This window comes from Oscillospiraceae bacterium (assembly GCA_035353335.1).
In the GTDB taxonomy this organism is placed as follows: Bacteria; Bacillota; Clostridia; order Oscillospirales; family JAKOTC01; genus DAOPZJ01.
This window is the reverse complement of record DAOPZJ010000018.1, coordinates 12,539-26,690: the sequence shown is the minus strand read 5'-3', so window position 1 is coordinate 26,690 and position 14,152 is coordinate 12,539. Positions and strand designations below refer to the sequence as shown.

The following is a 14,152-nucleotide window of genomic DNA, read 5'->3' as shown; positions in this document are numbered from 1 at the left end:
CAATGAAGTGATAAAATAATCACAAACAGATTGGCCGCCATCGGCAGCCTTATCAATAAGGAGAAACAAATCATGGAGAAAAAAATTATCGCGTGCGGATCGGCGCCCAAGGCGCTCGGCCCCTATTGTCAGGCGGTCGAGACCGGCGGTTTTGTCTTTTGCTCCGGCATGATCGGCATCAACCCCGAGACCAACACCGCACCCGAAGGCGTTGAAGCCCAGGCCCGTCAGGTCATGGAGAACATCAAAGGCCTGCTCTCCGCTCAGGGATTGACACTCGACAATATTGTCAAGACTACCATCTTTTTAAAAAACATGGACGATTTCGGCAAAGTCAACGAGATCTACGGCTCTTATTTTAAAAAAGACCCTCCGGCACGCTCCTGCGTCGAGGTCTCACGGCTGCCGAAAGATCTTCTCATCGAAATCGAGAGCATCGTCAAGCTCTGATGCGCCGGTTTTCACAAAAAACAATTACGCTGCTCGCCGCTCTGTTGATGACGGCGGGCGCGTTCGGCTGTTCGTCGGCAAAAGGAGAAAGTGCCTCTTCCTCTCCCGACCAGATCACGCTCGGTTCGCTCTCGGGCTATTCAACGCCCGCGGCGTCTGCCGCATCTTCATCATCGATGATTTCCTCTGCCCCTTCTGTCGTCTCCGCGCCTTCAAAAGCGTCTTCCGCCTCATCCGTCACTCCGTCTGGCCAACCCCGTGAGATCTCTCTGGGCCAATTCATTGAGGCCTTCATCAGCATCGCCGAGCAGCAGCCGCAATATCCGGTCAAAGACGGCAAAACCATCTACGGGGAACTATTCGGAAATCCGCATGCCCAGTGGTGTACCGAATTCGTGATGTACTGCCTAAAACAGGCGGAGACTCAACTCGGCACGAGTTTCATCGACACGGTCTATCCATGGAATGATTCGGCCTATGCGACCGGCCTCTGGTTCAAGCGTAAAAACCGCTATTATGACGCCCACGGCAGTTTTATTCCTGCGCGCGGCGACCTGATTGTTTTTGACAGCGAATACGCCGGTTATCCCAACCACATCGGCATCGTGACCGGCACCGCAACCGAGAATGGCATCGCCTATATCACCACCATCGAGGGCAATATCCCCGAGGATGAAGTAAAACAGATCCGCCGCCGCAAACTCGCTGTCACGGACCCGATCATCATGGGTTATTGCAGCACGGCGGTTACGGCCGAATATACCGGCCCTCTGGATCAATATTGATTTCAACGAGGCTGCATTCCTCTCTCACGCCCCGTTTGCAGACCGCCAGCCGGTAACCCTCCGGCTGATTGAACAAACAGAACGCAAAAGCGCCCCGGCCGTCTCCCGCCAGTGAAATATCATCCCCGACAACAATTGAAAATGAAGACAACGGTGTGGTCAGCCCGGTCCCGAGCGCTTTTACATAGCTCTCTTTTAACACCCATAATTCGTAAAAATCCATCGGATGCCTTGAAAGCCAGTCATATTCCGGCTTCGAGAAAAACCGCTTCGCGACGGCGATTCTGGGCGGTTCGAGCTTTTCGATGTCGATGCCCGCCTCCTCGTCGCAAAGTACCAGCGCCGCATAGTCGCCCGAATGCGAGAGATTGAAATAGACCCCGCCCTGCGCAAGATACGGTTTTCCGTTTTGATTCTCGGTCATTACCGGCGGCAGAGGAATCTGCGGATATTGCTCCGCAAGCACTTTGCAAAGCAGCAGCCGCGCGCCCATTGACTGTCGGATCGCTTTTTTATTGTGTATTCCGACGAGTTTTTCTCCGCAAAGCCGGAGGTTGTTTTGGTCTTCTATATCCACGTTGGAAATATTTGTGTAGAATGCCTGTAACATTTTCTCACCCCTCACACTCATATTATCATGAGACAGCGCTCTGTTCAAGCAAAAAACGGCAAACCGCGCCGCTTCACGGGTTATGGTTTTCGGCATCAGCCGGATTTATCATACAAGACCGTTTACATTTCAAACAGGGAAAGGATGGCAAGCAAACATGAAAAAGGCATTGTTATTTCTGATTGTATTGGTGTTGCTGATGGGCGGCTGCTCGGCAACATCGAGGGAAGCTCCTGATGATCAATTACACGCAATGGGACTCAACGGCCAGTTAAACGAAATGGCTCCTGCCACCGATTATGATACGAAGGGCGGCATGGTGGCCTCGGTTGCAAGCGCTCCGGCAATGGTAGCATCGGCGCCGTCAATGACTACCGCAAGCGGCAGCAGCGTTCCTCCCGTTCAGTCGAGCCGGAAGCTGATTTATAACGTCGCAATCACCATGGAGACACTGAAGTATGAAGAAACGCTCCCGGCAATCAAAGCCCGCTGCGCGGCGGCAAACGGCTACATCGAAGGCGCTTCCGAAGTCGGCGTCAATCTCAATTCGACTGGGAAACGAAGTGCTGCGCTGACCATGCGCATCCCCGCTTCGAACCTTGACGCCTTTTTAAATGACGTCACCCTTATGGGCAACGTCATCTCCAACACGAAAAGCACGCAGGATATCACCGGCAGTTATTATGATACCGAGGCGCATCTGAAAACTCTGCGGGTTCAGGAGGAGCGCTATCTGGCGCTGCTCGAAAAAGCCGATAGCATGGAAGACATCCTTACGATTGAAAACGCGCTTTCGAATGTGCGCTATCAAATCGAGTCGCTGACCGGTACACTGCAGCGATATGACTCGCAGGTCGAATATTCCACTGTGACCATCAGCTTGCGGGAAGTCGGGGAGACGACTCAGCCCGAACCCGAGACCTTCTGGCAGCGCATCGGAAACGCGTTTACCGTCTCGGTAAAAGCAATTTGGAAATTTGCCAAATGGTGCGTTGTAGCGCTGGTGGCGATACTGCCGTTCCTCGTAATCATCGCTCTAATCATCGTAATGATCATATTGCTTGTGCATCGCAGAAAGGTGAAACGCGCCAAATCCAAGGCGGCCAATCCGCCCGACGTAAAATAATCCAACCGATGCGGGAACCGTTAAGAGCGGTTCCCGCATCATTTTACAAATCTCATCACTCCCGCACGTTTACTCCCGTACATTCGACTTTTAAATTGCCCGGCAGAGATTAAGATAAAAACATACATTCGGCGATGAGACCATATTTATTGGTATCAGGAATATGAAAGGATGACAATCATTATGGATAATGACGATTATGCGCGCAAACTCCTGTCCGCAGCCCGCCTTTGCGCATTTTGCACGGTGGTGGTATTGATCTTAGCGGTTTCAGCCGGCGTGGTGCTGCTGCCCCGCGTGGTCGGCACTATCAACGACCTCACCCTGGTGGCGGCAAATCTCAAGGCAGTCGACTGGCAGGCGCTGTCCGAGGATGTGGGAAAAGCCGCAGACGTGCTTGAAAAGGTTGACTTTAACAAGCTGAATCAAACTATCGGAGAATTGCAAAAAGCCATCGCCCCGGTCGCCGAATTGTTCGGCACCCAGTGAATTTATGAAATACACGGGGACAGCTTCAAAACAGTTCCCAACGTGATTTGTCAGACCAAAGTCTTTTTACTCGGCGATTGCGTAAATCTTAATATCTTTGACGCTGAACGACAGCCGCCAGCCGCCCCGGATCTTTTCAACCCGGATCTCGCGGTGATGGTCTCCGAGTTCGGGAGATTTTAATTTGCAATCTCGCAGCTCAGGCAGATTTTCTCCGGTCACTTCCATCACGAACTCGTCGTCGCTCGAATCGCTCAGGATATTTTTCAGAACCGGCACGTCGCCCACCGTCGTCACCCGCTCATGCGCAACCGCCGTCAGATTGGTGTTCAGGATGTGTACCGCCAGCCGGCCTTCAATCATCCTTGCCCGGCAAACGCGGCGGGCATCGCCTTTGATGATTTTTACGGCAGGGGTCAAAATCCCCTTTTCGAGCAGTTCCGGTATCTCCTCCGCGCCGCCGGCAAGCACAAGCCCGGGGTAATTCCCCGCTTTCAGCTCATCGAGGAGCGATGTCGGGCGGTCAAAGCCCTTTTCGTCCTTCGTGCCGTACAGGGCGGCTATGATCAGTTTCCCGCCCGTTTTTAAAAATTCCTTTACGGCGGTATGCTGTTTATCCGTTACACAGGCGTTGCAGTCCATCACGATCGGGGTTATCTCCGATTTCAGCGCGTCCGCGTCGGCGAGTTCGCGATAGCGGACAAAACGGTAACTCAGGTTATTACGGACAAATCCGTCGGTCCATGCGGTAATTCGGCTCCAGACGTCTTTCCCGTTTTTCGTAATCCCGTTTTCGCGGTTATACCGGTTCGAGACGATTCGGACATTTAAAATGTCTTTGCAATCGAGCGGAACGATGAGGCTGTGCTTCTTCTCCCAGACGTTGAGCGGCCCGACCAGCGCCTCGGTGGTCTTTTGGTCATCGGGAATTTCCATCAGCCGCCCGGGCAGCGTGCTCGACCAGTTTGCCGCTCCCCAAAAACGGGCCAGGGCCCAGCCGAGATATGCCCCGTCTTCATAGACCGTATAACTCAGCGCAATCGCCGGTGCGTGGCCCATCTTCTCGGCGATGTCTTTTTGCTGCATCGCCTCGGCGTCGTTTCGAATCCAGTTCACGGCGCTGCAGGTGATGCCGCAGTTTTCAAGCATGACGAGATCGAGGATATCTTCCGATTTTTCGAGATCTAGCGCCAAAGAGTTGAGATAGAGCGGACCGGTCGAAGAACAGCAGGTCAAAAGCGGCTTCGGCGCCACGCATTCCTTGATCATCGCAATGTGTTCCCGGATTCCGTCGGTGCGCATCCGAACATAATCGCGGAACGCCGGATTATCGTAATTTCCCCAATAAAACGGATTTTCAGAGGTGTCTCCCCAGAAGTCTTTGTCATCGAGCAGCGGAATTTCCCGTCCGTAATCCCGACGGAACCGTTCCCTGCAATATTCGCACCCGCAGTCGGCAAAGTAGGCATAAATGCACATATCGTCGACTTCAACAGCATCGAAATTGACCTCTTTTACGAGCCGCTTCAGATATTTTTTGTGCATATCGAGGAAAGCCGGGTTGTTGTGGCAGAAGAGTTCCCCTTGATAACCCGGCGTATATCCCCTGCTGCCGTCGCGCAGATCGACTTCGCAGATATCCCAAAACCGGTGTCCCTCGTAACAGGCGTTTTCCGCGGCCTGAAAGTCCTTGTGCAGCAGCACGTGATGGCGGTGGTTTTTATGAAGCGTAAAGAGCTCCTGTTCGTCTTTCGGCCGTTCGACCACATTGCAGGAATAATGGTCGATGAACCTGATGCCGTATTTGTGGAGTTCTTCGCAGACCTGATTCAAATAACCGTGATAACTGTAAAAATAGTCGGAGAAGTCGAATCTCGTATGCAGCCCGAAATTCACACAGGTATCGATGTCTGCCTCATAGATGGCTTTTGCTTTTGCTTTGATGCGCTTTTGCACCTCGATATCCGGCCAAAGCAGGTCGCCGATCTCGCTCCACCAGGAAGCGGCGTGAACCGGTCTGACCTCACCTGAATAAATCCGATTTTGCCCCATAGAAGATCCCTCATTCTTTCAATGAATTCATCCCCTGCATTCTACCGCAACAGATCATTCAAGTCAATACAAGCCGCCAACATATCGAGTCCATAACGAAAAAGGCATCCCGTTTCCGGAATGCCTCTGGGCAACATAAAAATGAAGTATCGACTTCGTCAAAATGAAGTATCTCGCTGCGGCGAGAAATGAAGTGTTTCACAAATTATGATTTGCTCAACGTGAAGTGAAGTGTGCTGCGCTTTTTTAATTTCATGCCCGCAGGTACTTCATACTGCGAAGCAGTACTTCATGCCCGCAGGGCACTTCATGTGTTACGCCAACAGATGTTGGCGCTGCACACTTCATTAAAAAATCGTTTGCTTTCCGCAAACGATTTTTTCTGGTGAGCCATCGGAGGCTCGAACTCCGGACCCCAGGCTTAAAAGGCATGTGCTCTACCGACTGAGCTAATGGCTCACGCGAACAGACCGCATTATAACACAAAGAAATTTCGATGTCAACCGTTTCGGCCTGTTTTTAAAGAGGATTATTTCCCGCCGTGTTTTACGCCGTTTGATTTATTTTCGTCACGTATGACGGTACCGTCCAGTTCGTCGAGCAGCTTTTTGGCGCTTTCATTGCCGGCATGGGCAATTTTGCTCTGTCCCGTTGTTTTCTCGGTCCGGACGGCCTCCCCCGGAACCGCTTTGAGCAGTTTCGGGCTGAGCCACGCGCAAGCGATCTCGCCCGCCGAAAGCAGCAGTGTCAGATACGGGATCACGCTCGCGGTTCTCGTAAAATTCGGAATTTTTTGAAAGGCCTCGCCGAGGCCGAAAATCGCCATGATCAGAAAAGCAAGCGTTCCGATCAATGTCACGCCGCCCGCAAGCAGCGGAATCACGGGTGAAGGTTTTGAATAAGTGATGATCCACATGACAACGGCGAGCAGCTGGAGGCACAGCACGACATAGGTCGCATTGGTAAACCAACCCGCTATTTTAGAATCGTTCGCATACATCTCGGTCATCTTCGCCAGCGAATAGGATTCGCCGATACCGGTTGTCTGCCATTTTAAATAGATAAAGACGGTGATCAGAGTCGCGCTCACAAACAATCCGAAATACAGCAGACGGCCGAGCTGCGGATCGGATAATGCGTTGTTTTGAACCGTTTTTATTCGGAATATCGTTTTGCAGCCGGGGCAGGACTGACTGCCGTCCGGGATTTTTTTGCCGCAGTTAGGACATCTCATCCGCATTCCCTCCGATAAATCGTTCTTTTCTTATTTTATCAAACCGGCTTTCGGATGTCAATATCGGTCAAACTGCCAATCGGAAAATGCCGAAGAGGGTTCTTTCCATTTATTAATCGCTATTAAAAAGGATATTGCCGAAGTGCAATATCCTTTTATCGACCGGCGCGTGAAGTTGATTCGGTCAGCTGCAGAACACATGGCCCCCGATGGTGACAATGACAGGGCGGGAACGCATCCACCGATTGGAGGTCTTGGCGGGATTATAGTAATAGATTGCGCCGCCGCTCGGGTCCCATCCGTTCAACGCGTCCCGGGCGGCTTTGTAGGCGCTGTCGATGACCGGCTGGTTGAAATTGCCGTCGGTAAGCGCGGTAAAAGCGCCGCTCTGATAAATTACGCCGCTGATGGTATTGGGAAACGACGGGTGCTTGACACGGTTCAAGATGACCGCGCCGATCGCGACCATCCCCGTATACGGCTCCCCGCGCCCTTCCGCCGAGATCAGGCGCGCGAGCAGTTTATAATCGCTGTCGGAATATCCCGCCACGCCGCTGCCCGAACCGCTTGAACCGCCGGATGCGATTCCGAGCGCGCGGAAAGTCGCCGCGCTCACAATGCCGTCCTGTGTCAGGCCGTTGTTTCGCTGAAACCATACGACCGCTGTTTTGGTCTTCGAACCGAAGATCCCATCGACGCTTCCTTTATAATATCCCCAATTCTTCAGACGCGTCTGAACCTCTTTCACTTTGGTTCCGGTGCTGCCCTGTTTGAGAATGACGGCGCCGGCATTGAATTCCAATCCCGCCGCGGTCATGGATATACACAAAATCAATGCGGTCACAAAAACCGCAAGCCGTCCGGCTTTCTTTCGAAACGACATAATAATCTCCTTTTCATCGCGTATGATCCGCGGTTTTGTTCTATTTTTTGCCGTTTTTCCGTTTTTATGCCGCTTTTGGGAAAATATACGATCTTACATTTTCAATCTTTGTAAAAGAAAAGAGCGCTTTTGAATACTCCCGGCTGAAAATAGATTCGTTTTATATTTACCCCTCCGGAAGTGGGGATATAAATATTATGTCTTTTTCGTGTTGCGGCAAAAGTGCTGTAAAAAACACTTTTCACAATCTGACCGCCACGCTGCCGGCAATTTGCCTCAACAAACGAAAGAGAGCGCTGATTGGGCGCTCTCGTTCGTTAAGCAAATTCGTTTGTACGATGATTATTTCTTGACTTTACGGGTCTTTTTGCCGATCACAACGACCGCAGCCAGCATGATTGCCGAGAACGCCGCGATCATGATGGTCGCCGTCATATTCTCTTCGCCGCCCATTGCGATGACTTCGAGCGGGGCAGAAGTGTCATTGATGGAAACCGTCGGTCTGGAAGAAACAACGGTGGCCGGAGTGCTGGACGGGACACTGGACGGAACGCTCGAAGGCGTCGAGGACGGAATCGAGGGCTCGGACGGGATCGATGAGGGCACCGAAGAGGTCTCCTGGACCCATCTGCCGGTAAACACCACGTCATGAGCGGGCATCGTGAACTTGCCGTTCACAACTGCGACACCGTTAGAACTCCAGCCGTAGAAGGCATAGCCCATCATGCTGACCGGCGAAGCCATGGTGACTTCTTTACCGACTTCATAGGAGCCACCGGCCGGAAGCGCCGGAGCGCCCTGCGGAACGGTACCGGAATAGACATAACTGACGGTGAAGAGTTTCTTGGTGAAGTAACCGGTGAAGACCACGTCGCTGTCGGGCATCTGATATCCACCGTTGGACGGTGTGACTTGGCCGCTGGTCCAGCCGTGGAACTCATAATTGGTGAACGAGAGCGGACCCGCGACGGTCATCGGAGCGTTATACGAAACTCCGGAAGCACCGAGGGTTGCGAGGACCGAAGTGTTGAAGCCCGCCGGAATCTCTCCGGTCAGCTGGTAAGAGACATTGTGCTTGTTGATGGCCCAACTGCCTGTGAAGACCACGTCGTTGTTGGGCATTGAGAAGCTGCCGCTGGTGATATCCGCAGTGCTGATCCCCGAGGTCGGCACCCAACCCTTGAAGGTGTAACCGGTGATGTTGCCGACTGTGGTGTCTACGAAGACATTCTGCTCAAACGGGACAGTTGCCTGTGTCGGGACTGCCGGAGCGGTTGTCGGAGCCGAGGAGTCGTACTGATAGGTCACCTTATGGGAATTGCGGACCCAGTTGCCGACGATCTTGTATTCGCCCGCGGTTGTAATCGTGAAGTTGGAAGCTGCGGAACCGTTTCTGGTCCAGCCCTCGAAGGTGAAGCCGGTGACGGCTGCCGGAGCCGCTGCGACGGTCACGCCGTTATTGAGGTTATAATACTTGGTCTCGGGAAGTGCAGCCGCTGTTGCGGGCACGTCTCCGGTGTACTCATAGACGACCCAAGCGGGCATCAGCGTGAACGAGCCGGTGAAGACGACATCCTGATCGGGCATCGTGTAATTGCCGGAAGCGCCGACGGTGACATCGCTTGTGGTCCAACCGGTGAAGTTGTAATTCTGAGCCGTCAGGTCTGCCGCTCTGGTCATCGCGGTTTTGAATTCAACGCCGGTCGCACCGAGACCTGCCAGAACCGAGGTGTTGAAGCCCGTCGGAATGGTTCCGGTCAGCTGGTAGGTGACATTGTGCTTGTTAGCCTTATAGATGAAGATCATGGTCTTGCCGTCTGCATCGATGCTGATGTTCTGAGTCAGCGGGGCCTGCGCGGTATAGCCGGTGATGTCGATTGCTGTTTCGCTGTAGGTCTGGCCCCAGGTGCGGTTGTTGACCGTCTTGGAATCCAGCAGCGTACCTGTGGCGCTGTCCTTGCGGTATTCGACATTGTATTTATAGTTGGTATTGCGGGTATAGAAGAGCTTGATGACCAGCGTGCCGTCGCCCTTGATGATGAAGTTTCCGGTGTTTGAAGTGGTGGCGGAGCTGTCGTTGGTGAAGCCGGTGTAGTTCTTTGCCGTATACAAGGCCGTTGTTCCGGTGGTACCGGACAGATTATCCGTATCGTCCGGTGTCGTGCCGTAAGTGCCGGCAAGGGTCTGCTTATAGTGTTCAACCTTAAACCCAGTGTTGGTGTTCGGTGTGAAGCCTCCGCTCAAAGCGACATTCTTTGCGGGCATCGTGAAGGTGCCGCCGCTGACGGTCGCATCGGTGGTGCTCCAGCCGCTGAAGGTGTAACCCGCAGCCGTGCCGTTCGCCGCAACCGTCACCGTCGCGTTATAGGATGCGCCGATGGTTGCCGGAAGTGTGCTCGCGCCCGGAACGGTGTTGGTGTAGCTGTAGCTGACTTCGTAGCTGTTGCGGGTGTAATAGAGCTTGATGGTCAGCGTGCCGTCCGCTTTGATGATGAACTGCGTGCCGACGGTGTTGGTGGAAGTCGTCAGGGACGGGGCGAAGGTGAAGCCCTCATAGGATTTAGGCGTAAAGGAAGCCGCCGAGCCGATGTTACCGGAAGCGCCGATCGTATCGACCTTTGTAAATCCGCCGCCTGTGAGATTCTGCGTATAATGTTCAACCGTATATCCGGCTGCCGCTTCGGAGAACGAACCCGTGAAGGTGACGTTGTTGGCGGGCATCGCGAAGGTGCCGGTCGAAACGCCGATACCGGTGGGTGTCCATCCGCTGAAGAGGTGCGTGTTCGGATAAGTCGCGCTGAGAACCGTCACGTTTGCGCCGAAGGAAGCGCCGACCGTGAAGTTGTTGACCGGTGTGACGCCCGCGGGCACCGTGCCTGTGTAGGTGTAAGTCACCGTATAGCTATTACGCGTGTAATAGACATTGATGACCAGCGAGCCGTTGCCTGCGATGGTGAAATCGGTGTTCGGGGTCAGGTTGGACTCTGCCTTTTGGAAGGTGAAGCCCGTGAAGGTCTTGGTCGTGTCATAAGAACCGGTCGTTCCGGTGGTACCGGCCTTGTTCTCAAAAGCGGCAAGCGTGTAGTTGATGCCGTCGAGATTCTGCGTATAGTAGTTAACTATATATGCAGTGTTCTCGTTCGGGGTGAATCCGCCGGCGAACGCAACGTCACCGTCAGGCATCGTGAAGGTCTGGCCCGCAGTCGAAGTGGTCTGGGTGCTGGCCCAACCGCCGAAGGTGTAACCCGGAGCCGTCGCATTGCCCGCGACTGTCACGGTTGCGCCGTAGGAGACGCCGATTGTGGCCGGGAGGGTCGAAGCGCCCGGAACGGTATTGGTGAAGGAATAGCTGACGTTGTGGATATTCACGTTATAATAAACGCTGATGACCAGTGACCCGTCTGCTTTGATGATAAAGATACCGTTGTCGGTGTTGTTGGAAGTGGCTGCTTTGAACGTATAACCGGTGTAGCTCTTGGCCGCGTAGAAACCCGGAGCGCCTGTGAGTCCGGTTCTAGTCGCCGTATCGGCTGTCTGAAGTTCATAACCGCTGCCGTCGAGTTTCTGCAGATAGTAGTTAACCGTATAGTTGACGGTGGTCGGGGCGAACGAGCCGGTGAACAGAACGCTGTTTGCAGGCATCGCAAAGGTGGTTCCGCTGACAATTGCGTCGGTGGTGGCCCAGCCGCCGAAGGTATAACCGGTGGCTGCCGCATTGGCCGCGACCGTCACGGTTGCTCCGTAGGAAGCACCGATTGTAGTCGGGAGCGCTGTCGCATCTGTCGGAACCGATCCGGTATATTGATAGCTGACCAAATAACTGTTGCGGGTGTAATAGAGCTTGATAACCAGCGTGCCGTCGCCCTTGATGATAAAATCGGAGCCGACGGTGTTGTTGGAGCTCGTCAGGGCGGGTGCATAAGTGAAGCCGGAGTAGGTGGTTTTCGCAGCGAACGCCGCGGCTGTTCCGGTTGTTCCGGTCAAGCTGTCGGTATCATCCGGCGTGAGACTATAAGAACCGCCGAGATTTTGTTTATAATGCTCGACCGTATATGCCGTGTTGGCATTCGGTGTCCAGCTGCCGGAGAAGACCACGTTCTGGTCAGGCATCGGGAAGGTCTGTCCCGCAGTTGCTGTGGTCTGGGTGCTTGCCCAGCCGCTGAAGGTGTAACCCTGAGCCGTCGCATTGCCGGCAACCGTCACGGTTGAACCGTAAGAGACCCCGAGGGTCGTTCCCGGAAGCGCGGTTGCACCGGTCGGTGCGGTGTTTGTGTATTGATAGCTGACCGAGTGGGTGTTGAGCGCATAATAGAGCTTGATGACCAGTGAACCGTCGCCCGCGATGATGAAGTTGTTTGTAGAAGTCGTCAAAGTCGGCTGATAGGTGTAGCCGGTATAGGACTTCTGGGTATATCCTGCGGTTGCGCCGGTCGTGCCGGTTTTATTTTCGGAGACATCAAGCGTGTAAGTGCCGTTGGTATTTTGTTTATAATGTTCGACTTTATATGCTGTATTGCCGTTCGGCGTCCAGCTGCCGTTGAATGCGACGTCCTTATCGGGCATCGTAAACTTGCCGCCGGCAGGAGTCACGTCGGTAGAGTTCCAGCCGTTGAAGGTGTAACCTGTCAGTGACGGTTTGGCTTCGACCGAAATGTTCGGAGTACCCGCCGCATATGAAGCGGATGCCGGAGCGGTCGGAGCGCCGGTCGGAACCGTGCCGGTATAAGCATAGGTCACATTGTGATTATGCAGTGCATAATTGTGAATCAAGGTGTGCGTGCCGACGATTGCCGTCTGGGTATGAGAACCCGGAACCGTATAGGCGTTGTTGTCATAAGTGCTGCCGGTATAATAATAGGTCTGGCCGTTATAAACAATGGTCGTCGGAGGGGTGTTGATTGTAAAAGTCGGTGTGCCCCAGTCGGTGATGACCTTCTGCTGCGCCTCTGCGGTCGCAATTTGGGTCGCGCCCGCTTTGAACTGAACGTCCAGCGTGCCGATGTCGTATTCGCATGTCGGTTGCGGGAAGTTGCCGTTGCAGGTCGTTCCGTTGATGACGACGCCAAAGGAGGCGGCGTTGTTGAGAAGTTGGTTGTTATATTCGCCCGCGGCGATATTGGTGATATCCAAAGTGACAGTGTAGCTGATGAAGTTGCCGTGGTTGTAGGCAAGATCGGCTGCCGTCGGTGTCCAGGAGAGCAACGCGCCGTTGCTTCCGATTGTGACGCCGGTCGGGCCGGTGACGGTGCCGCTGCTTGTCGTGAGATTGCTGCCCATGGTATCGCTCAGTGCCGGAGAATTTACCTGATTGGTAATGATCTCAAACACTGTGGACAGATCAACGGCGGTGGTAGCAGTATAATAGAGTTTAGCAGGAGGAGGAGTGGGGTTGGATGAAGCGACATTCTCAAGCGTACTATCTGAATAGGCAAAACCGATTGAGAAAATCGTAATGTTCTTATCCTTAACAGCGTTCGCTGCCATAACAGCGGCACCCTGTGCGTAGGGATTCCCTTCCGTACCGCTGCCGACCATATTGCTAAAATTGGAACTTCTGTAAAAACGGTTTGCCGCACCGTCAGACAGAACAACCATCAACTTGGTAGAAGTTGCATCGTTAAATGTTGCGCTGCTGTTGATGGATGTGGCGGTAACGGTCCTGTTATCGCCGCTTCCTGTCGTTGTGATTGAATAATCAAAATTATTGTAGAAAGTGGATACACCTCTTAAAATACCACCCTGCAAATTGGTATATCCGTTTCTGTTGATGTTTCTGATTTTATTGATCAACGTCTGTTTATTTCCAGAACCGGTGATCGACAACATCGACTGATCAACGCCGGTGGAATCACTGAACGATGAAACGCTGACCTTAATAGTAAGTCCGAGAGTCGTCGCTTTGGTGTACAGATCGTTGATCATCTGTTCAGCGGCTTCTTTGACAACCGCAAGGCGCGTCTTGTTGGTGCCATCGACATTATACATGGTCATCGAACTGGAAGAGTCAATGACTAATGCAACTTCGATGGGTTTGGTGCTGACTTGCTGCTGAAGCAAGTTCGTCACGCCCAGCGTCACCTTCCAGGTGTTCGCACCGGTGCGCACACCGGTCTTTCCCAGCACAACAGCGTGCGTGCCCGTCGGATAATCGATATAGGTATTTACCGGTGTCAGGTTGCTTGCGCCGGAAAGCATCATTGTACTGAGCATCGCGCCGAATGCAAGTGCGCATACCAGCAATGCGATGAGTACGTATTTGGTTACTTTCTTCATAATTTACCTCACTTATCACTGTCGTTTGTCACTATTCGAAGAATGGGGGAAAATCCCCTCATTACCCGATTATTATAAACTTTGGCGGTTACATTTCGGTTACATTTCGGGTTTTTACTTTACATGTTTTTACATATGAAAAAATATTCTTTTCTCTCTGTTCTATTTTTGTTTTTTAAAAATCAAATTTCAAAAAAGTATATTTGACAGGATATTAGCGCAGGTATATAATAATATTTTGTCCGTCCGG

The 14,152-nt window shown here is 52.8% G+C and carries 9 protein-coding genes and 1 tRNA gene; 4 read left to right on the top strand and 6 right to left on the bottom strand.

Annotated elements, in window-relative coordinates; genetic code table 11:
• The first annotated feature begins 72 nt into the window (after positions 1–72).
• Both PKH29_05405 and PKH29_05400 read left to right on the top strand, forming a co-directional pair.
• Positions 73–450 (top strand): RidA family protein, encoded by a 378-nt coding sequence (locus PKH29_05405; protein HNX14273.1) that lies wholly within the window; start codon positions 73–75, stop codon positions 448–450.
• Positions 450–1,235: a CHAP domain-containing protein gene (locus PKH29_05400; protein HNX14272.1), complete on the top strand. Its 786-nt coding sequence runs from the start codon at positions 450–452 to the stop codon at positions 1,233–1,235. The genes PKH29_05405 and PKH29_05400 overlap by 1 nt, the downstream gene beginning before the upstream one ends.
• Here PKH29_05400 and PKH29_05395 read toward each other — a convergent pair.
• Positions 1,198–1,845 (bottom strand): 4'-phosphopantetheinyl transferase superfamily protein, encoded by a 648-nt coding sequence (locus tag PKH29_05395; GenBank protein ID HNX14271.1) that lies wholly within the window; start codon positions 1,843–1,845, stop codon positions 1,198–1,200. The genes PKH29_05400 and PKH29_05395 overlap by 38 nt on opposite strands.
• A 157-nt stretch (positions 1,846–2,002) precedes the next feature.
• Here PKH29_05395 and PKH29_05390 point away from each other — a divergent pair, with 157 nt between their 5' ends.
• Positions 2,003–2,971 carry a DUF4349 domain-containing protein gene (locus PKH29_05390; protein HNX14270.1) on the top strand — a complete coding sequence of 323 codons (969 nt, stop codon included), beginning with the start codon at positions 2,003–2,005 and terminating at the stop codon, positions 2,969–2,971.
• A gap of 183 nt (positions 2,972–3,154) precedes the next feature.
• Positions 3,155–3,460, top strand: coding sequence for a hypothetical protein (locus tag PKH29_05385; GenBank protein HNX14269.1), 306 nt, complete (start codon positions 3,155–3,157; stop codon positions 3,458–3,460).
• A 66-nt stretch (positions 3,461–3,526) separates the two neighbouring features.
• Here PKH29_05385 and PKH29_05380 read toward each other — a convergent pair whose 3' ends face one another.
• The 5 genes from PKH29_05380 to PKH29_05360 form a co-directional block, all read right to left on the bottom strand.
• Positions 3,527–5,512, bottom strand: a complete 1,986-nt coding sequence (locus PKH29_05380; GenBank protein ID HNX14268.1) for a hypothetical protein — start codon at positions 5,510–5,512, stop codon at positions 3,527–3,529.
• A gap of 383 nt (positions 5,513–5,895) precedes the next feature.
• A tRNA-Lys gene (locus PKH29_05375) sits at positions 5,896–5,971 on the bottom strand.
• Positions 5,972–6,041: 70 nt separating this feature from the next.
• Positions 6,042–6,746 (bottom strand): zinc ribbon domain-containing protein, encoded by a 705-nt coding sequence (locus PKH29_05370; protein ID HNX14267.1) that lies wholly within the window; start codon positions 6,744–6,746, stop codon positions 6,042–6,044.
• 184 nt (positions 6,747–6,930) lie between these two features.
• A complete protein-coding gene (sleB, locus tag PKH29_05365) occupies positions 6,931–7,629 on the bottom strand; it encodes a spore cortex-lytic enzyme (GenBank protein ID HNX14266.1) in 699 nt (232 codons plus the stop codon).
• A 342-nt stretch (positions 7,630–7,971) separates the two neighbouring features.
• Positions 7,972–13,902 carry a VWA domain-containing protein gene (locus PKH29_05360; protein HNX14265.1) on the bottom strand — a complete coding sequence of 1,977 codons (5,931 nt, stop codon included), beginning with the start codon at positions 13,900–13,902 and terminating at the stop codon, positions 7,972–7,974.
• Positions 13,903–14,152: the final 250 nt, after the last annotated feature.

Excerpts from the sequence above, each read along its gene's own strand:
- PKH29_05405 (HNX14273.1), top strand. The coding sequence starts at position 73 with ATGGAGAAAAAAATTATCGCGTGCGGATCGGCGCCCAAGGCGCTCGGC.
- PKH29_05400 (HNX14272.1), top strand. The coding sequence starts at position 450 with ATGCGCCGGTTTTCACAAAAAACAATTACGCTGCTCGCCGCTCTGTTG.
- PKH29_05395 (HNX14271.1), bottom strand. The coding sequence starts at position 1,845 with ATGTTACAGGCATTCTACACAAATATTTCCAACGTGGATATAGAAGAC.
- PKH29_05390 (HNX14270.1), top strand. The coding sequence starts at position 2,003 with ATGAAAAAGGCATTGTTATTTCTGATTGTATTGGTGTTGCTGATGGGC.
- PKH29_05385 (HNX14269.1), top strand. The coding sequence starts at position 3,155 with ATGGATAATGACGATTATGCGCGCAAACTCCTGTCCGCAGCCCGCCTT.
- PKH29_05380 (HNX14268.1), bottom strand. The coding sequence starts at position 5,512 with ATGGGGCAAAATCGGATTTATTCAGGTGAGGTCAGACCGGTTCACGCC.
- PKH29_05370 (HNX14267.1), bottom strand. The coding sequence starts at position 6,746 with ATGAGATGTCCTAACTGCGGCAAAAAAATCCCGGACGGCAGTCAGTCC.
- sleB (HNX14266.1), bottom strand. The coding sequence starts at position 7,629 with ATGTCGTTTCGAAAGAAAGCCGGACGGCTTGCGGTTTTTGTGACCGCA.
- PKH29_05360 (HNX14265.1), bottom strand. The coding sequence starts at position 13,902 with ATGAAGAAAGTAACCAAATACGTACTCATCGCATTGCTGGTATGCGCA.